We start from the raw sequence: 16,744 nt of genomic DNA, 5'->3' as shown, positions 1-16,744 counted from the left end.
GGTACGCGGTGGCTACGCGGCCTGGGCGGCGCGCCGCAGGACGCCGGGGTGCCGGAACAGGCCGGGTGCCAACCGCACCGCGAGGTAGGTGAGCGTGAGCCAGGGTCGTAAGTGCGGCTGCAACGTGCGGATGCGCCCGTGCTCGTCGAGGCCGAGCACCAGCGCCTCGGTCAGCCGGAACGGCCCGATCGTGGCGCTGGCAAGCAGGACGCGCCGCGTGCCCGCGCCGATCTCTTCGGTCCAGCGCAAGCCGGTGAGGCTGCCGTAGGCCGCCGAGAGCAGCACCCGCAGATCGTCTCGGCCGCGGAACACCAGCCGGCCCGACAACGGCGAGATCAGTTCCGCGTCAGGCGCCAAGACCTGCGTCAGCGCATCGATGTCACCGGTCTCGGTCGCCCTGCGGAACTCGGCGATCGCATCGGACATGTCCGCTCACCCCTTTTCTCGTCGATCGTCCGAACCTAGTTCAAGTCACTTGCAAAAAGCAACGGACTAGACTGGCCTGATGGCCAAGGCTGCTTTCTCCGACATCGTCTGCTCGATCGCGCGCACGGTCGACGCGATCGGAGAGCGCTGGACGCCGCTGATCCTGCGTGACCTGTTCGTCGGGCTGACCCGGTTCGAGGATCTCCGCCGCGATCTCGGCATCGCCTCGAACGTGCTGGTCGCGCGTCTCGATGGGCTGCAGAAGCACGGCATCGTCGAAAAGCGCGCCTACCAGTCGAATCCGGTGCGCTACGAGTACCTGCTCACCGAACGTGGGCGCGACTTGTATCCAGTGCTCACCATGTTGATCAGCTGGGGCGACAAATGGCTGGCGGGCGTGGAAGGGCCGCCCGCCGTCGTGGTGCATCGCGAGTGCGGGCGGCCGACGGCCGGGGTGGTGGTGTGCCGGGAGTGTGGCGAGCCGCTCACCGCGACCGACGTCCGGTGGATGCCCGGCCCGGGTGGCAGGCAGGGGCCGGGAACGATGCTCATCGGCGGCTTGCTCGACGCCGAGAACTGATCCGCGCACGCCTCATGTGTCGGAATGGGTTGCCACGCTGAAGATCTACCTGCCCGGAAGGTGACTCCGAACGTGCTCGATCGAGCCCGATAGTCGAAGGCGCCGTGCGGGCGACTTTCCCTGGCGGCCCTCCCGGGTCTGGCGCGTACCGGCAAACACCGTCGAAGCGACCGGCCGGCCTGCCGCGGTATGGGCCTCCGGCGCTCAGGAATGAACGGCGTACTCACCGCGGGGCGGGTTGTTGCCCGCATCGCGGTTCGGACGCGGACCGGCACCACCACGGTTCCGTGTGGGCCCGGATACTTCGGTCAGCGGCGCGGCGCGTACATGATGACGGCGACGCCGACAAGGCAGATCACCGCACCGAGGTAGTCCCAGCGATCCGGGCGGAACTTGTCCACCAGCACGCCCCAGGCCAACGAGCCCGCGACGAAGACACCGCCGTAGGCGGCGAGGATGCGACCGAAATTCGGGTCCGGCTGGAAGGTGGCGACGAAGCCGTACGCGCCGAGAGCGAGGACGCCCGCGGCGATCCAGACCACACCGCGGTGTTCCCGCCAGCCCTGCCACACCAGCCAGGCGCCGCCGATCTCGGCCAGCGCGGCGAGGGCGAACAGGAGCAGCGAGCGGGCGAGCGTCATGGCGGCGAGGGTACTTGCCCGGCGGTTGCCGGACGCGGGTCAGGGCCGGTCTCGTAGACGGCGTAGGCGCGCCCGAGCACCGGATAGGAGACATTGCGCACCGGCACACCGCCTTGGGTCCGGCCGAATTCCGTTCCGCCGTGCGCATGTCCGTGGACGGCGAGCAGTGCCCCGCCCGCGTCGACCGCCCCGGCCAGATCATGGCAGCCGAGACCGGCGAAGATTTTGGCTGGTTCACCGGCCAAGGTGTCTACGACAGGCGCGAAGTGCATGAGGGCGACGCGAGTTTCGCAATCGAGTGTGTCCAGTGCCTGCCGCAGGCGCAGCGCGTCGAGCGGTCCGCGGCGCATACGCGCGCGATGCTCGGCGGACCCCTCGTCAGGGTTGCCGGGATGGCCGGGGAAGCCGCCGCTGCCGCCCATGACTCCGGCGACGCCCAGCCGGATCCCGTTGAGCTCGAGGGTGATCGCGGTGCCGTCGAGCACGTGGACGCCCAGCGCGGTGAGCCGCGCCGCGATCAGGTGGCCGGAACCGTCGTCGTGGTCGTGATTACCCAGCACGGCCACCACCGGCACCGGGAGATCATCGAGTTCGGCGCACAGCAGATCGGATTCGGCTGGGGTGCCGCCATCGGTCAGATCGCCTGCGAGTAACAGGACGTCGGCGTCTGCTGCCAGGCGGAGGAAATCGGGACGGAAATGTCCGGCCACGGCCGCGCGCATATGCAGGTCGGCGACGGCCGCGACGCGAATGCACCGTGCGGTGCGCGCTGCGGTCACGACGACTAGCCAGCCATATCGGCGGAGGACGTGTCAAAGGACGCTATGTCTCGTTCAACGGCTGTTCAGCGAGGCTACGGGCAGTGCGGCCCTCGATGAAACGTCCGTGAACATTGCCGTGACGGGCTATCGGGCGCACCGGTCGGTCCCGCATGGTTCGCGGTATGAGCCGAGCGCGACTGCTGTCGGAAGTCGTTGCCGTCGTGGCGATCCTGTTCCTTCCGCTGTCCGCCGCGATCGGAGTCGCCGAGGGCGAGGCTCCGGTCGCCAAAGTAGTCGTGATCGGGTTGGACGGGCTGATGTACAACAAGATCGAGCATGCGCAGGCGCCGAATCTGTTGCGACTGGCAGGCGAGGGCCTGCTGAGCCGTTCATCTATCGCCCCGCACATCACCATCTCGGGGCCGTCCTGGGCCAGCGTGCTGACCGGGGTGTGGGATCGTAAGCACGGCATCACGAACAACCAGTTCACCGCCGCGCCGTTCGCGCGGTACCCGACGGTCTTCACCCACCTCGAACGGGCGCGGCCGTCACTGAAGACCCAGTCCATCGCCACCTGGGACCAGATCGCCACCATGACCGGCAGCGGCAGCCCGCGCGCCGACGTGGTCGTCTCCACCGCACCGGTGCCCGACGACCGCGACGAGTCCCGCACCGACGCCGCCACCACCGACGCCGTGGTCACCGCGATCGGCAGATTCGCGCCCGACCTGCTGTTCACCCATCTGGACCAGGTGGACCGCGCCGGTCACGACGCGGGCGGCGCCTCCGGCGCCTACCTGGACGCCGTGAGACGCATCGACGCTCTGGTCGGCCGCGTCGTCGCCGCCGTCGACGCCAGGGCCGCCGCCCACCCCGCCGAGCGGTGGACCGTCCTCGTCACCGCCGACCACGGCCATACGCCGAAAGGCGGGCACGGCGGTCAGTCGCCGGACGAGACGACGAATTTCGTCATCGCGCGCGGCCCGGACTTCCGGCCCGGCGCCACCAGCACCCGAGCGACCCTGGTCGACATCACCCCCACCGTGCTGGACCTTCTCGACGTGGCCCCCGCCTCCGATCTCGACGGCCTCTCTCTTCGTCCCGAGCCCGTACCCGCTCGACCTCCGTCGGCCGGACCCCAGCCCGCCGCGATTCGCTGACCGAGCCCCGGACACCCGCCCCACGCGTCCACTTCCGGATCTCGGGTCTCGCTTCCGGTCGATCGTCCCGCTCGGGGTGATTGCCGCGCTGAGCGCCGCGGGGCTATGTCTCATCGGGCGAACGCGCTGGTTGACGCAGGGGGACACGGTGTGGTGGGTCGGCGTGTCTCAGGAGAACGGCCGAGTCCGGCGGGCGTGCGCGCCCGATATGCGGCGTCTGTCCGGGTGACCGGAACAGCACCGCGCCCACGTCCTTTCCTCGTCCGAGGACTCCGATGCGCATCCTTGGTCAGCTGATCGGACGTCGGTGCTCCGGCCGGACTAAAGTTGGTGGTCCGGGAGGTTGCACCGGTCGGATAGGGTGGTCCGATCGAGGCGCGGAGAGGTGGTGGCATGACTCGGCATCTGGGCGAGGCGAAGGCCGAGCAATCGACAGGCCCGCAGTCGAACGGCGCGGGCGCCACCGATGCTGCGCTGCCCGCGAAACCACCGGCCGGTCCGACGCCTCCGCGTCAGCCGGGCGCCTCCGCCGCCGTCCCGAGCTCGGCTTCACGCCGGGTACGTGCGCGTCTGGCACGCCGCATGACCGGTCAGCGTGGCATCGCCGCGGTCAAGCCGGTGCTCGAGCCGCTGGCCACCGTGCACCGCGAGCTGTACCCGAAGGCGAACCTGACCCTGCTGCAGCGCGCGTTCGACGTGGCCGACGAGCGGCACAAGCATCAGTTCCGCAAATCCGGCGACCCTTACATCACCCATCCGCTCGCCGTCGCCAACATCCTCGCCGAGCTCGGCATGGACACCACCACGCTGGTGGCCGCGCTGCTGCACGACACGGTGGAGGACACCGGTTACAGCCTCGACCAGCTCACCCAGGACTTCGGCTCCGAGGTCGCCCACCTGGTCGACGGCGTCACCAAGCTGGACAAGGTCAATCTGGGCGCCGCCGCCGAGGCCGAGACCATCCGCAAGATGATCATCGCGATGGCCCGGGACCCGCGCGTGCTGGTGATCAAGGTGGCCGACCGGCTGCACAACATGCGCACCATGCGTTTCCTGCCGCCGGAGAAGCAGGCGAAGAAGGCCAAGGAGACGCTGGAAGTCATTGCGCCCCTTGCCCATCGCCTCGGTATGGCGACGGTGAAGTGGGAGCTGGAGGACCTCGCCTTCGCGATCCTGCACCCGAAGAAATACGACGAGATCGTCCGGCTGGTCGCCGACCGCGCGCCCTCGCGCGACACCTACCTGGCGCGGGTGCGCGCCGAGATCGTCAACACGCTGGCCGCCTCCCGGATCAACGCGATCGTCGAGGGCCGCCCTAAGCACTACTGGTCGATCTACCAGAAGATGATAGTCAAGGGGAAAGACTTCGACGACATCCACGATCTGGTCGGCATCCGCATCCTGTGTGACGAGGTGCGTGACTGCTACGCGGCCGTCGGCGTGGTGCACTCGCTCTGGCAGCCGATGGCGGGCCGGTTCAAGGACTACATCGCCCAGCCGCGCTACGGTGTCTACCAGTCGCTGCACACCACCGTGGTCGGCCCGGACGGCAAGCCCCTGGAGGTGCAGATCCGCACCCAGGACATGCACCGCACCGCGGAGTTCGGCATCGCCGCGCACTGGCGCTACAAGGAGACCCGCGGCAAGCACTCCAACGACACCGCCGAGGTCGACGACATGGCGTGGATGCGCCAGCTCTTGGACTGGCAGCGTGAGGCCGCGGACCCGGCCGAGTTCCTGGAGTCGCTGCGTTTCGATTTGAAGTCGCCGGAGATCTTCGTGTTCACGCCGAAGGGCGACGTGATCACGCTGCCGCAGAAGTCGACGCCGGTGGACTTCGCCTACGCCGTGCACACCGAGGTGGGCCACCGCTGCATCGGCGCCCGGGTGAACGGGCGCCTGGTCGCGCTGGAGCGCCAGCTGGAGAACGGCGAGGTCGTCGAGGTGTTCACCTCCAAGGCGCAGAACGCCGGACCCAGCCGCGACTGGCAGAACTTCGTGGTGTCGCCACGCGCCAAGGCCAAGATTCGCCAGTGGTTCGCCAAGGAGCGGCGCGAGGAGGCGCTGGAGAGCGGCAAGGAGCAGATCTCCAAGGAGGTCCGCCGTGTCGGGCTGCCGCTGCAGCGGTTGATGAGCGTCGACGCGATGACCGCGGTCGCCCACGAGCTGCACTACACCGACATCTCCACGCTCTACACCGCCGTCGGCGAGCACCAGGTCTCCGCGCATCACGTGGTGCAGCGGCTCATGGCGCAGCTCGGTGGCATCGGCGACGTGGAGAACGAGCTGGCCGAGCGCTCCACCCCGTCGACGACACCGAGCAGGCAGCGGGTCACCGGCGATGCGGGCGTGCTGATCCCCGGTGCTCCGGGCACGGTCGCCAAGCTGGCGAAATGCTGCACCCCCGTGCCCGGTGACGAGATCATGGGCTTCGTGACCCGCGGTGGCGCGGTGAGCGTGCACCGCACCGACTGCACGAACGCCGGTTCCCTGCGGGAGCAGGCCGAACGGATCATCGAGGTGTCCTGGGCGCCGTCGCCGTCCTCGGTGTTCCTGGTCGCCATCCAGATCGAGGCGCTCGATCGCACGCGGCTGCTGTCCGACGTGACGAAGGTGCTGGCCGACGAGAAGGTCAACATCCTGTCCGCGTCGGTGGCCACGCACGGCGACCGGGTGGCGATCAGCAAGTTCACCTTCGAGATGGGCGATCCGAAACACCTGGGCCACTTGCTGAACGTGGTGCGCAACGTCGAAGGCGTCTACGACGTCTACCGCGTCACCTCCGCGGCCTGACAGTTGCGATAGCTGTCTATTAACTGTTGGCGCAACCGGTTTCGGCCGCGCGCGCTCCGGCTCCGGGTTGCCTTTCGTTGTGCGCTACCGGAAACTTGTCGGACTGAAACCGGGAACGTGCCACGGTGTGTCGCGTTCCTATCGGCGTGTCACGAAATTTTTCCGGCGATGCGGCAGTAATAGCCGGAATCTGTTACGGTCTATTGCGTTTCATGGCGTTGAGGGTAGCTGCGGCAAACGACTTGATTGCGGATCGCTATGACTGGATACACGGCAAGACTCTCGGGGATGCTGGTCGCACTCGCCGTGGCTGTGGCGACCGCCGGTGTCGCCACGGCGGAGCCGTCGAATCCGGCGGGCCCCTCCACGAATCTCCGCATCGCGACATGTCCGGCGTTGTACGCCTTGGGAATTCAGGGCACCGGTGAATCGTCGCCCGACGCCGCGCCCACCACCGACACCGGCATGCTCTCCACGGTCTTCCGGCCGATGATGGCGAAAGCTCCCGAGACCGGCTTGGTCGACCGTGCCTATGTGCCATACGAATCCGGCTTCGGCGGTGCGACAGCCGGTGGCGTGGTGCCCTACTCGGAGTCAGTGGCCGGTGGCCTCACTCGTTTGCGGAGCATGGCCGAGACCGTCGCCGCCACCTGCCCGGACAGCCGCTTCGCGGTGGTCGGTTATTCGCAGGGCGCGCATGTCGCCTCGGTGTTCGCGCAGGAGATCGGCCAGGGCCATGGCGTGCTGCCCGCCGAGAAGGTGGCCGCCGTCGCGCTGTTCGGCGACCCCACCCGCAATCCCGGCGCACCGCTGTTTCCCGGCGCGCCGGGCAAAGCGACCCCGGACCCCGCGCCAGGCACCTCGGGTGACCGGCTGGAATCCATCGCCGCCCTGCCGCAGGCGCCCGCCGCCGGCGGTGGCATCGGCCCGGAACGCGACAAGGCCGCCAACTTCGGGGCGCTCACCGGCCGGGTGGCGAGTTTTTGCGCGGCGGGCGATCTCGCCTGCGACGCCCCGGACGGCGCGCCCATTTTGAAGGCGGTCGCCAACGTGGCAGGCCAGTCCAAGCTCAGTGGCGGCGACCCGATCGCGTCGCTGGTGTCGATCGCACAGGCGCTGGCGTTCACCTCGATCAAGACCGCGACTCGGGTGGTCGCCGAGGATATTCAAGGCAATTCACTGGCCACCCTGGCGATATCGCCGCAGAAGTCGATCTCGCAGCGCCTCGCCGACGCCTCCGACCCGCGCACGCCGCTGAATCTGCCCGGCGCGCTGCAGGCACTGCTCAAGGTCGGCATGATCGGCTTGAACTCCGTGATCACCGTGGTTCGGTCGGTGCTCGCCCCGGCGAACATCTCCGAGCTGGCCACCGCGGGCCTGGCGAACCCGCCCGCCGCACTGCTGTCGCTGGGCGCCAAGCTGCTCGGCGCCATTCCCCAGCTGATTCCGCCGACCACCGGGGTGCGGCTGGTCACCCAAGCGTTCGACGCGGTGGTGCAGAACATCACCGACAACAGTGAACTGCTGAACACGACCACCTGGGTGCGCTACTGGGACACCGTGCAGCGCCACACCGCCTACACCAGCGCGACCGTTTCGGCGAACGGTGACGCTCCCACGCAGTTCGTCGCCGACTGGTTCGCGGCCGTCGCCCGCGACATCGCCGACGCCTTCGGCAGCGAGCTCCAGCCGCGGGGAGTGCTCGAGAAGCAGCCGACGGGATTCTTCGGAGACGGCTCCGGCGCGTCTCCCACGCCGAGTTCGTCCGGTACGGGACAATTTCCGTTCGGGACAGGAGCCGATGGCGCCTCATCCGGCGGCGTGACATCGATTCCGCCCACCGACCGACCCGGCACACCCAACGCCTACCCGTTCTCCACGAACTGATCGCCGAGAGGGTCCGACGATGCGATACTGCGTGCCCTGCTCTGCGGGAATGGGGGAATGTTGAAGTCGTACAAACAGCTTTCCCGCTGGTACGGCGCTTTGGAGCCGGAGACCGGTGCGCCGGAGGCAGGCAAGCGGGACGGGGCGAACGCCATCATCCCGGTGGATGACGACGGCCCTTCGCGCTATCCGGACTACATTCGCGACGACGACGAGCCGTGGCAGCGCAAACCCGAGGACGCCCCGGCGGATCTGCCCGCGCAGCGCAGCGAGTTCACCGGCGGGTGGTCGGATTGGGTGGTGACCGGGCACGCTCCCGGTCCCGACGACGACTACGTCGCGCCGAGGCAGGCCGGTCCCGCGCAGTTCCCATGGGCGGATGACGACGACCACGAGCCCGTCGACCGGCCACGCCCCGCGGTCTCGCGCGGGCTGCGGCAAGCCGCCCGCGACCACCCCGCCATGCGCCGGGCCCGCGTGCTGCTCATCGTGATCGCGGCGGTGCTGATCGTCGCCGTGGCAGCCGTGTGCGTCCTGTTCCTGCTGCGCGCCGCGGGTGATCGCGCCGCGCAGCCGCGAGACTCGCATGTCTCCGCGTCGGTCCAGCTCACCGTCGGCAGCGCGCAGGCGGGAAGCAATCCGCGCGCGGTGAGCGCGGGCGCCTGCCCCACCGAGCGCAGCGACGCGATCGTGCGCAGCGCGGAGGCGGGGGGCACGGGGTCCGGGCCCGACGCGGTGCTGTCGTTCCAGTACGCGTACTACGTGGAGCGCTCCGGGGAACGGGCCCGCGCGGCCGTCGCCCCGGACGCCGACGTCCAGCCCGCCTGGGTCATCCAGCGGGGCATCGACTCGGTTCCGGCGGGCACCACGCATTGCGTGCGGATCGTGACCGTCGGCGACAACCGGTATTCGGTCGAGGTCACCGAGTATCGGCCCGGCGGCGCGCCCGCCACGTACAACAGGCAGGTGGTCACCACCGCGGTGATCGACGGCCGCACCCTGATCACGGGTATCGCGGCCGGATAAAGGAGAGCAGAGGCGATGGGAGAGGACTGGAGCCGCTGGCTCGACGAAGCGCCCGGCGAGGGTGCGGCGTCGAGCCGGCCGGTGCGCTCCAAGGCTCCGGTGGTGCGGTTGCGGCGCCGCAAGGGTGACGGCTCCGAGGCGGATCATCCGGTGCAACGGCCGATCCTGGTGGTCGGCGGATGTGGTGGTGCGGGAACCACCACGACAGCGTTGGGCTTGGCGGGTGAACTGGGTACGGCCGGGACGCCGACAGTCGCGGTGGACGCCACCACGGCGGGCAGCGATCTCGCGCTGCGCGGCGCGGACGAGCATCTGCACCCGATCAGCTTGCAGTCCTGGTTGTATGGACGCGGTGACGACGAACCCGCGCCGCTCAAGGAGTGCCTGTCACGCGCGACTTCCGGCATCGGGCTGCTCTGGCGTGATGCCGCGCCGTTGCGCAGGCGTGCGACGTATCTCACGGTCGCCCGCGCGGTGCACGACGCCGGATACACCGCCGTCTACGACGGGGGACATCCGATTGCCGCGAGGCAACTGACGCCCTTGCTCGACGACGCGGATGTTGCTCTGGTACTTGCCATTCCGGCCCGCACCGACGCGGCCAACCGGTTGCGGGTCGCGCTGGAATGGCTCGATGACCAGTTCGGTGACACCGGAGAAGGGCACGGCGGCGGCGTCGTCGGCGATACCACCATCGTCGTCTCCCACCAGTATCCGGGTGACGACTCCCGGGTAGCGGATCATTTGCGTGAGCACCTGTCCGGCTGGGTCCGCGATATCAGGGAGATTCCCTACGATCCGCATCTGGCCCGCGGTGAACTGGTGCGGCACGCCTCGTTGGCCGCCGAGACGCGCCGGGCATATGGGCGCCTGCTCGCCGGGGTGGCATCATGACCGCCGCCATGATTTTTCCGCGTCAGCCCGACCCCGCGCCCGCCGGTGTGATCGCCCCGCCGGAGTCCCGCCGTGCCGCCGTCTGGGACCGCCCCGTCCCCGGTGTCGGCCGTGCGCCGCTGGTCTGGCTGCTGGGTGTGCACGGCGGCGCCGGAGCCAGTACCCTCGCGCACGTGCTTGCGCCCGCGGCGGATTCGGGCCGCCGCTGGCCCGGCGTCTTCGACCGCGAAAGTCCGTTCGTCGTCCTCGTCGCCAGGGAGACCATCGCCGGGCTGTCCCGCGCGCACGACCTTCTGCGCCAGCATCTTTCGGGTTTCGCCGGTCCCTGCGACGTGCTCGGCCTGATCACCGTCGCCGCGCGGCCCGGCCGGATGGCTCCCGAGATCCGGCGCTACCGCGACGTGGTCGGCTCCCTGGCCGGGCAGGTGTGGCAGGTGCCGTGGTACGAGGAGTGGACGCTGGTCGAACCCGAGCAGCTGCCGGTGTGGTCGCCCGGTGACCCGCTGCCGCCCAAGAAGCGCAAGCTCGATCTGCTGGAGGAAGTCCCGCTCGATGTCCGGGAGCTCGGCGCCGACATCGTGGCGGCCGCTCGGACGGCATTGGAGGAGGCCAGCTACGACCGCCGGTCACCCGATCTCCGCAAGCCGTCCGATGAGTGAACGTCCGCATCGCATCGGCGACAACCACCCACTATTCGAGAAAGGCACCCGATGAGCATGATCCTCCTCGCCGTGCAGGACACGTACGGCACCGTACTCGCGCAAGTCGGTAATCCGACGCCCGAGGCGCCGCCGGGCTCGGAGAAGATCCTGCAGCTGGTGCGGTATCTCACGTGGTTCGTCCTGTTGTCCGGGATCTGCGGGATCATCTACGCCGGCGGTAGGTTCGCCTGGGAGAAGTGGACCGGCGGTGGTCTGGAGTCGCCGAAGATGGTGGCGGGCGCGATGATCGGCGGCGTGGTCGCCACGAGCGCGGGCACCATCATGAACGCCGTCATCGGCACCTGATGTCGGCGATGAGTACTGTGCGCATGCCCGCGGCGCAGCTGCTGGCCTACAAACAGATGCCCGCCGACGTTCTGGCACCGCTGATGCAGCTGCTGAACTGGCTGCTGTGGTTCGTCCTGCTGGTGTGCCTGGCCTGGATGATCGTGTCCGCGGGGAAGCTGTGGCTGACCTTCCGCAGCGATCTGGCCATGAACGATGCCTCGCACGGCGTCCTGATGAGTCTGCTGGGTGCCGTGGTGGCGAGCACGGCGTCGGGGATCGCCCTGGCGTTCCTGCCCGCGTGAGCCGCCGGATCGGGACGGGGACGACGCGGGAATGAATTCGACAGTACTGCGGCCTGCGGACTCCGCGGCGTGGCGGCGCGACATCCGCCGCCCCGCGGCCGGAGTCGTGGGCGCCGCGCTGCTGTTCGCGGCGGTCGGCTGTGGCGGTAACGAGGACTCGGCGGGGCCGGATCTGTCGGCCGCTCCCACCAACGTCCGGTGGCAGCCGTTCCAAGGTGTGCCGCTGCCGCACACCGACCAAGGGCCGCGCTCGACGGCCGACGGCGCGGCGACCGGTTTCGACCACTCGCCACGCGGGGCGGGCATCGCCGCGCTGACCCATTCGGTCCGCTTGGCGGTGGCCGCCGATACCCAGTGGGCGAAAGTGGCTGCCAGGGAAGTGGTTCCGGGCCCGGCCAAGGACGAGTGGGCGATCAACCGGGTGCAGCTGTCCATCACCGGCCCGGCGGGACCGGAGTTCGCTCCCCGCTTGCTGGGATACCGGATCACCGGTTACACCGAGCGGCATTCCACCGTCGACGTGTACACCGAATACTCCGACAGCTCCAAGGCGGTGCACCACACGGCCGTCGAATGGTTCGGCGACGACTGGAGATTGCGGCTTCCCGATCCGGACTCGACCGCACGACCCATCGACTCGATCGACGCATTACCCACCGACATAGTGAAATTGGAGGCACCGACGTGAGCGACAGGGAGTCGTACGCGCGCGACCGTGTCTCCTTCGGTGTCGTCGCCTCCGCCGCCGTGCTGGCGCTCATCGTGGTGGTCGGCATCTTCGTCTTCGTCGGCCGCGACGACGAGAGCATCAGCGGCGCACCGGCCGTCACCGAGGGCTCGGGCGGCACCGGCTTCGCCACCCCTGAGGTGGACATCCTCGGCAGACGGGTGGATATCCCCAACAATGCGGCCGGACAACCGCTTCCGCAGGACCCCTCCCGCCAGCGCAAGCCCACCGATCCGGATTGGCTGACCGCGGCGCCGGAAGGCACCACCGAACCGCACGGCTGGCAGCGGGTGTACGGCGCCTCCGTCCCGTTCTCCACCTCCGACGGGCCGACGCGGATCGAGGACGACCTGGCCGTCGGCTACTCGCACACCCCGCAGGGCGCGGTGCTGGCCGCGGCGCAGATCACCTACCGGCTCAACGCGCGTCCCGCCGACCGTGACCTGTACGTGCGGCAGGTCCGAGTCTCCGCCCAGCAGATCGCCGCCTACGACAAGGCGCTGGCCGACGACCGTCTGCCGCAGCAGCAGCCGGAGAAGGTGACCCGCTACTTCGTCGCCTCGGACGCGTTCAAAGTGGACGACTACGCCGACGATCTCGCCATCATCCGGCTGGCAACCAGGGGACCGGTGGTGGACGGCAAGCAGCTGTGGGCGGCGACGCGCCTGGTCATGGTGTGGGATGCAGGGGACTGGCGCCTGAAGCCCTCGACCACCAACAACGCGCAGACCGAGTACCTCGAATCGTTGACGGGGTGGACGAGATGGTGACCACGCGCAGATCCGGCCGGATGCCCTTGGCGCTGATGGGCGCGGGCGCGGTGATCAGTGTCGCGCTCGCGGTTGCACTGACGACTGTCGCTCTGCGAGACAACGCATCCGGAGACGAACCGGTCGCTGCGACGGGCACGACATCGGGCACCGCTGTAGATCCCGGCGGCGCGGCCTTCGGTAATCCCGAGAACGACATGTTCGGCCGCCGGGTCGATGTGCCGATCCGCGCGACAGGTGTTGTCCTGCCCCAGCATCCGGACCAACAGCAGCGTCCGGGCACGCCCGGATGGATCTCCGCTGCACCCACGCCGTCGAGCGGCGAGGGCGTATGGCAGCGGGTGTTCGGTGGTCCTGTCGTGCGCTTCTCCGCTTCCGACGGCCCCGCTAGGATCGACGGCTCCGCTGCCCTGGGCTTCGCGCACACTCCGCAGGGCGCCGCGCTGGCCGCCGAGCAGATCTACTGGCGGACCAACGCCAATCCCAAAGATCGTGACCTGCTGATTCGGCTGGTCGATGTGACGCCGCAGTACTTGACCGAGTACGACCGGCTCGTCGCCGAGGGCAAAGTGTCCGACCGCCTGCCCGACAAGCTGAGGCCCCTGTTGTTCGCTTCGGATGCGTTCCGGATCGAAAGCTATGCAGATGATTTCGCGAAAGTGCAGTTTGCGAGAAAGGCTCGAGAAACAGTTGATGGCCAACCAACATGGGTGGGCATGCGCCTGGCGGTCCGGTGGCGAGACGGAGATTGGAAGCTCACCCCGGTGACAGGTGACGAGCGAGTACAGATCGAGTCCCTGCGGAGCATCGAGGGGTGGACACAATGGTGAGGCGCCTAGTCACGATATTCGCGGTCATCTTCACGGTGATGATCGCGACGCCGACCGTGGCCTACGGCCAGACCTACGGTTTCGACGAGACGTGCAACGAGATTCATGACACGCTCGACAACGTCGGACTGCCCGGCATTTCTCTCGGTGACGCCGCGTCCGCCGCGTGCAAGGCGGGCAATGCCGCCTCGCATCCCGGCCAGGCCGCCGAGGCGGTGAAGGACAAGGCCTGGGACTCGACCTTCGGCAAGGTGGTCGATTCGCTGATGAACGGTCTCGGCCAGGCCATCATCCTGGCGTTGACCTTCTGGATGAAGGTGCCCAACGAGGCGGTCAGCGACTCCGGCTCACTGTTCACGAAGATCAACGACTACACCTATCAAGCGCAGATCCTGCTGTTGATAGCGTCGGTGATCCTCTCCGGCGCGCGATTGGCCGAAGCCAGACGCGGGGCCACGATGAACGAGGCGGCCGAATCGTTCCGGATGTTCACCCGCGTCGTGTTCAGCTCCTGGATGCTGGGCGCGGTGATCGTGGCGGGCACGCAGGCGTCGGATCGTTTCGCGGAGTGGATCATCAGCGACTCGACCAACGGCAACGCCAAGGACCTCGCCGAGCTGATGGTGAAAACCAGCAAGCTGCAAGCTTTTTCACCGGGCCTGGTGCTGATCATCGCGATCGTCGGCCTGCTCGGCGCCCTCGCGCAGATCGTGCTCGCCATCGTCCGGCAAGGTCTGCTGGTGATCGCGGCGGGCGTGTTGCCGCTGGCGGCGGCGGCCTCCGGCATGAACGTCGGCAAGCAGTCCTATCAGAAGCTCATCGGCTGGATCATCGCCTTCATGCTGTGGAAACCGGTGGCGGCGATCGTCTACATGATCGCGTTCACCACCGCGGGCCATGTCGACTCGCTCACCCCGACCGGCGGTCTGCCCGACGGTGAGCAGGCCCAGCGCATGCTGGTCGCGATCGTGCTGCTGTGCAGCGTGGCGTTCGTGCTGCCCGCGCTCATGCGACTGGTCACTCCGGCCGTCGCGATCGTCGGCAGCGGCGGTTCGGGTTTCACCGCGGCGGGCGGCACCCTGGTCGGTGTGGCGGCCCTGGGCGCGATGGGCACCAAGGCGGTCGGCGTCAAGGGCGCCGCGGCGGCGGGCGCGCCCGGCTACGTGGGCGGCAGCGGCACCGGGCCCCGGCCCGGCGGCCCGGCCGGACCGCGTGGCGGCGGCGCACCGCGGCCGACCCCGCCACGAGGTGGCGGCGGTGGTCAGGGTGGTGCGGCACCGCGCGCCTCCGGACCAGCGGGCGCGGCGGGAGTAGCGTCCGGAGCGGCCAGGGCGGCCGGCCGGATCGGCGCGGCGCGCGCCGCGAGCGGCGGCCTGAGCCGGGCCGACCAAGCCATGGGTGACGTCGCGGGCGATCGCTGGACGAACCGTTCACCCGACCTCGGGAGGAGCACCATTCCGCGATGACACTCACCGACACCTACGAGCGGCGCTCGTACGGACTCTGGCAGAAGCCGCGCAGCGCGGGTCTTTTCGGCCTGCGCTGGGAGGAAACCGTTCTCGGCTTCGCGGTCGTGATCACGGCGTTGATCACCGCGATGGTCGGCGGCTTCCAGTGGGGTCTGATCGTCGGCGGCACCGGTGTCGTCGTCATGGTCCCGCTGGTGTGGCGGACCGGAGGTCGTTCGGGCTACGAGACGGGATTGATGATGTTCAACTGGATGCGCTCGCGCAGTCGCGGCGAGCACGTGTACCGCGGTGGCCGCTTCTCCCGGATCCCGGGCGGCGTCACCCGATTGCCCGGACTGCTGGCGCCCTCGAAGTTGTACGAGGGCATCGACGCGGGTGGCTACAGCTTCGGCATGATCCACCTCCCGCAGTTCGCCCAGTACACGGTGGTGCTGCGCGCGTGGCCGCAAGGACACGAGGCGGTGGACCAGCCGGTGATCGACCGGTGGGTGTCGGCGTGGGGCACCTTCCTGGCCTCGGTGGGACAGACCAGCGACATCGTCGCCGTGGTGCCGGTCATCGACACCGTGCCCGAGACCGGAAACCGCCTGCTCACCGAGGTTTCCACGATCACGAGGCCGGAGGCGCCGGAGCTGGCCCAGCAGGTCATGTACGAGCTGGCCACCGAATTGCCCCAGGAGCGTGTGCAATTGCTGCCGCGTGTGGCGATCACGTTCAAGGCCACCACCGCCGAGCGCCGCAAGAACCCGGCGGAGGAGGCGGTCGAGATCGGCCGTCGGCTGCCCGGGATCTGCGCGGCGCTCGCCGAAGCCGGTGTGCGCGCACAGCCGATGTCGGCCGACGAGGTGATCTCGTTCATCCGCCGCAGTTACGATCCCGCCTCGCAGGCCGACCTGGAAGTGGCCGCGGGCGAACCCGAGGGCCACGGTTTGGACTGGGCGGACGCGGGCCCGGTGTCCCATGACGAGAAGTGGGATCACTTGGTGCACGACGGCGGCCGGTCGGTCACCTGGGAGATGGACGCCGCTCCCGAGGGCGCGGTCGACGAGCGGGTGCTGCAGCGGCTGCTCGCACCGAATCCCGAAGTCCCGCGCAAACGTATCGCGATCGTGTACCGTCCGCACTCAGCCGCCGACGCCGCCGAAATCGTCGACGACGACTTCAAGAACGCGTTGGTGGCCCAACAGAGCGAACGCGGGGTCGTGTCCGCGGCGGCGACGCTGCGGGTGGGCGCGACTCAGCAGGCCCGCGAAGAGCAGGCCAGGGGTCACGGTGTGACCCGCTTCGGGGCGCTGGTGACCATCACCGAGCCCTTGCGCGGCGACCTGCCGCGCATCGAAGCCATCACGCGCGACCTGTCGACGCAGGCGCGTCTGAAGATCCGGCGGTGTTACCGCTACCAGGCGGCGGCCTTCGCGGCCTCGCTCGGTTGCGGGGTGATCCTGCCGGAACACGCGACTATTCCGAAGGCACTGGCGGGGTGAGCGAT

At 69.0% G+C, this 16,744-nt stretch carries 17 protein-coding genes; 14 read left to right on the top strand and 3 right to left on the bottom strand.

All coding sequences use genetic code 11. From position 1 onward, the window contains the following. Positions 1 to 12: 12 nt before the first annotated feature. Positions 13 to 426: a nuclear transport factor 2 family protein gene (locus M8859_RS32445; protein ID WP_249645401.1), complete on the bottom strand. Its 414-nt coding sequence runs from the start codon at positions 424 to 426 to the stop codon at positions 13 to 15. A gap of 79 nt (positions 427 to 505) precedes the next feature. Between M8859_RS32445 and M8859_RS32440 the strand changes: the two genes are divergently transcribed. Beyond that, entirely contained in the window at positions 506 to 1,006 is a 501-nt protein-coding gene (locus tag M8859_RS32440) for a winged helix-turn-helix transcriptional regulator (protein WP_195072354.1), read from the top strand. A 308-nt stretch (positions 1,007 to 1,314) separates the two neighbouring features. Here the strand turns inward: M8859_RS32440 and M8859_RS32435 are convergent, their stop codons facing one another. Then, positions 1,315 to 1,647, bottom strand: coding sequence for a YnfA family protein (locus M8859_RS32435; protein ID WP_195072355.1), 333 nt, complete (start codon positions 1,645 to 1,647; stop codon positions 1,315 to 1,317). Further along, positions 1,644 to 2,426 (bottom strand): metallophosphoesterase family protein, encoded by a 783-nt coding sequence (locus M8859_RS32430; protein ID WP_236565233.1) that lies wholly within the window; start codon positions 2,424 to 2,426, stop codon positions 1,644 to 1,646. The genes M8859_RS32435 and M8859_RS32430 overlap by 4 nt, the downstream gene beginning before the upstream one ends. Positions 2,427 to 2,590: 164 nt before the next feature. On the opposite strand from M8859_RS32430, the gene M8859_RS32425 reads away from it, so the two are divergent. The 13 genes from M8859_RS32425 (at position 2,591) to M8859_RS32365 (ending at position 16,739) form a co-directional block, all read left to right on the top strand. Further along, the gene (locus M8859_RS32425; protein WP_159919374.1) at positions 2,591 to 3,568 is read left to right on the top strand and encodes an alkaline phosphatase family protein; all 978 of its coding nucleotides are present in this window, start codon (positions 2,591 to 2,593) and stop codon (positions 3,566 to 3,568) included. Positions 3,569 to 3,961: 393 nt separating this feature from the next. Beyond that, positions 3,962 to 6,361 carry a RelA/SpoT family protein gene (locus M8859_RS32420; RefSeq protein ID WP_159919372.1) on the top strand — a complete coding sequence of 800 codons (2,400 nt, stop codon included), beginning with the start codon at positions 3,962 to 3,964 and terminating at the stop codon, positions 6,359 to 6,361. A gap of 288 nt (positions 6,362 to 6,649) precedes the next feature. Further along, positions 6,650 to 8,248 (top strand): cutinase family protein, encoded by a 1,599-nt coding sequence (locus M8859_RS32415; protein WP_195072356.1) that lies wholly within the window; start codon positions 6,650 to 6,652, stop codon positions 8,246 to 8,248. A 57-nt stretch (positions 8,249 to 8,305) separates the two neighbouring features. Further along, positions 8,306 to 9,274, top strand: a complete 969-nt coding sequence (locus M8859_RS32410; protein ID WP_159919368.1) for a DUF8176 domain-containing protein — start codon at positions 8,306 to 8,308, stop codon at positions 9,272 to 9,274. A gap of 15 nt (positions 9,275 to 9,289) precedes the next feature. Further along, positions 9,290 to 10,168 carry a MinD/ParA family ATP-binding protein gene (locus M8859_RS32405; protein WP_159919366.1) on the top strand — a complete coding sequence of 293 codons (879 nt, stop codon included), beginning with the start codon at positions 9,290 to 9,292 and terminating at the stop codon, positions 10,166 to 10,168. Further along, complete coding sequence (locus M8859_RS32400; RefSeq protein ID WP_159919364.1) at positions 10,165 to 10,827, top strand: DUF6668 family protein; 663 nt, start codon at positions 10,165 to 10,167, stop codon at positions 10,825 to 10,827. The genes M8859_RS32405 and M8859_RS32400 overlap by 4 nt, the downstream gene beginning before the upstream one ends. A gap of 51 nt (positions 10,828 to 10,878) precedes the next feature. Then, positions 10,879 to 11,175 (top strand): hypothetical protein, encoded by a 297-nt coding sequence (locus M8859_RS32395; protein WP_159919362.1) that lies wholly within the window; start codon positions 10,879 to 10,881, stop codon positions 11,173 to 11,175. Positions 11,176 to 11,183: 8 nt separating this feature from the next. Then, positions 11,184 to 11,459 (top strand): hypothetical protein, encoded by a 276-nt coding sequence (locus M8859_RS32390; RefSeq protein WP_223513292.1) that lies wholly within the window; start codon positions 11,184 to 11,186, stop codon positions 11,457 to 11,459. A gap of 31 nt (positions 11,460 to 11,490) precedes the next feature. Beyond that, entirely contained in the window at positions 11,491 to 12,147 is a 657-nt protein-coding gene (locus tag M8859_RS32385) for a DUF8175 domain-containg protein (RefSeq protein WP_223513295.1), read from the top strand. Further along, on the top strand, positions 12,144 to 12,956 hold the full coding sequence (locus M8859_RS32380; protein ID WP_159919358.1) for a DUF8175 domain-containg protein: 813 nt from the start codon (positions 12,144 to 12,146) through the stop codon (positions 12,954 to 12,956). Before M8859_RS32385 ends, M8859_RS32380 begins: the two co-directional genes overlap by 4 nt. Positions 12,957 to 12,991: 35 nt before the next feature. Continuing rightward, positions 12,992 to 13,786 (top strand): DUF8175 domain-containg protein, encoded by a 795-nt coding sequence (locus M8859_RS32375; protein ID WP_504928424.1) that lies wholly within the window; start codon positions 12,992 to 12,994, stop codon positions 13,784 to 13,786. Next, on the top strand, positions 13,780 to 15,252 hold the full coding sequence (locus tag M8859_RS32370; protein WP_159919355.1) for a hypothetical protein: 1,473 nt from the start codon (positions 13,780 to 13,782) through the stop codon (positions 15,250 to 15,252). Before M8859_RS32375 ends, M8859_RS32370 begins: the two co-directional genes overlap by 7 nt. Further along, the gene (locus M8859_RS32365) at positions 15,249 to 16,739 is read left to right on the top strand and encodes an SCO6880 family protein (RefSeq protein WP_159919353.1); all 1,491 of its coding nucleotides are present in this window, start codon (positions 15,249 to 15,251) and stop codon (positions 16,737 to 16,739) included. The genes M8859_RS32370 and M8859_RS32365 overlap by 4 nt, the downstream gene beginning before the upstream one ends. Positions 16,740 to 16,744 lie beyond the last annotated feature (5 nt).

Source organism: Nocardia sputi, from assembly GCF_023501985.1.
The sequence above is the reverse complement of the archived record's forward strand: the minus strand, read 5'-3'. Positions and strand labels throughout refer to the sequence as shown.

What these genes read in the sequence shown, in the direction of transcription:
- M8859_RS32375 (WP_504928424.1), top strand. Translation starts at nt 12,992, where the DNA reads ATGGGCGCGGGCGCGGTGATCAGTGTCGCGCTCGCGGTTGCACTGACG.
- M8859_RS32405 (WP_159919366.1), top strand. Translation starts at nt 9,290, where the DNA reads ATGGGAGAGGACTGGAGCCGCTGGCTCGACGAAGCGCCCGGCGAGGGT.
- M8859_RS32435 (WP_195072355.1), bottom strand. Translation starts at nt 1,647, where the DNA reads ATGACGCTCGCCCGCTCGCTGCTCCTGTTCGCCCTCGCCGCGCTGGCC.
- M8859_RS32365 (WP_159919353.1), top strand. Translation starts at nt 15,249, where the DNA reads ATGACACTCACCGACACCTACGAGCGGCGCTCGTACGGACTCTGGCAG.
- M8859_RS32370 (WP_159919355.1), top strand. Translation starts at nt 13,780, where the DNA reads ATGGTGAGGCGCCTAGTCACGATATTCGCGGTCATCTTCACGGTGATG.
- M8859_RS32415 (WP_195072356.1), top strand. Translation starts at nt 6,650, where the DNA reads ATGCTGGTCGCACTCGCCGTGGCTGTGGCGACCGCCGGTGTCGCCACG.
- M8859_RS32425 (WP_159919374.1), top strand. Translation starts at nt 2,591, where the DNA reads ATGAGCCGAGCGCGACTGCTGTCGGAAGTCGTTGCCGTCGTGGCGATC.
- M8859_RS32420 (WP_159919372.1), top strand. Translation starts at nt 3,962, where the DNA reads ATGACTCGGCATCTGGGCGAGGCGAAGGCCGAGCAATCGACAGGCCCG.
- M8859_RS32440 (WP_195072354.1), top strand. Translation starts at nt 506, where the DNA reads ATGGCCAAGGCTGCTTTCTCCGACATCGTCTGCTCGATCGCGCGCACG.
- M8859_RS32395 (WP_159919362.1), top strand. Translation starts at nt 10,879, where the DNA reads ATGAGCATGATCCTCCTCGCCGTGCAGGACACGTACGGCACCGTACTC.
- M8859_RS32385 (WP_223513295.1), top strand. Translation starts at nt 11,491, where the DNA reads ATGAATTCGACAGTACTGCGGCCTGCGGACTCCGCGGCGTGGCGGCGC.
- M8859_RS32400 (WP_159919364.1), top strand. Translation starts at nt 10,165, where the DNA reads ATGACCGCCGCCATGATTTTTCCGCGTCAGCCCGACCCCGCGCCCGCC.
- M8859_RS32410 (WP_159919368.1), top strand. Translation starts at nt 8,306, where the DNA reads ATGTTGAAGTCGTACAAACAGCTTTCCCGCTGGTACGGCGCTTTGGAG.
- M8859_RS32445 (WP_249645401.1), bottom strand. Translation starts at nt 426, where the DNA reads ATGTCCGATGCGATCGCCGAGTTCCGCAGGGCGACCGAGACCGGTGAC.
- M8859_RS32390 (WP_223513292.1), top strand. Translation starts at nt 11,184, where the DNA reads ATGAGTACTGTGCGCATGCCCGCGGCGCAGCTGCTGGCCTACAAACAG.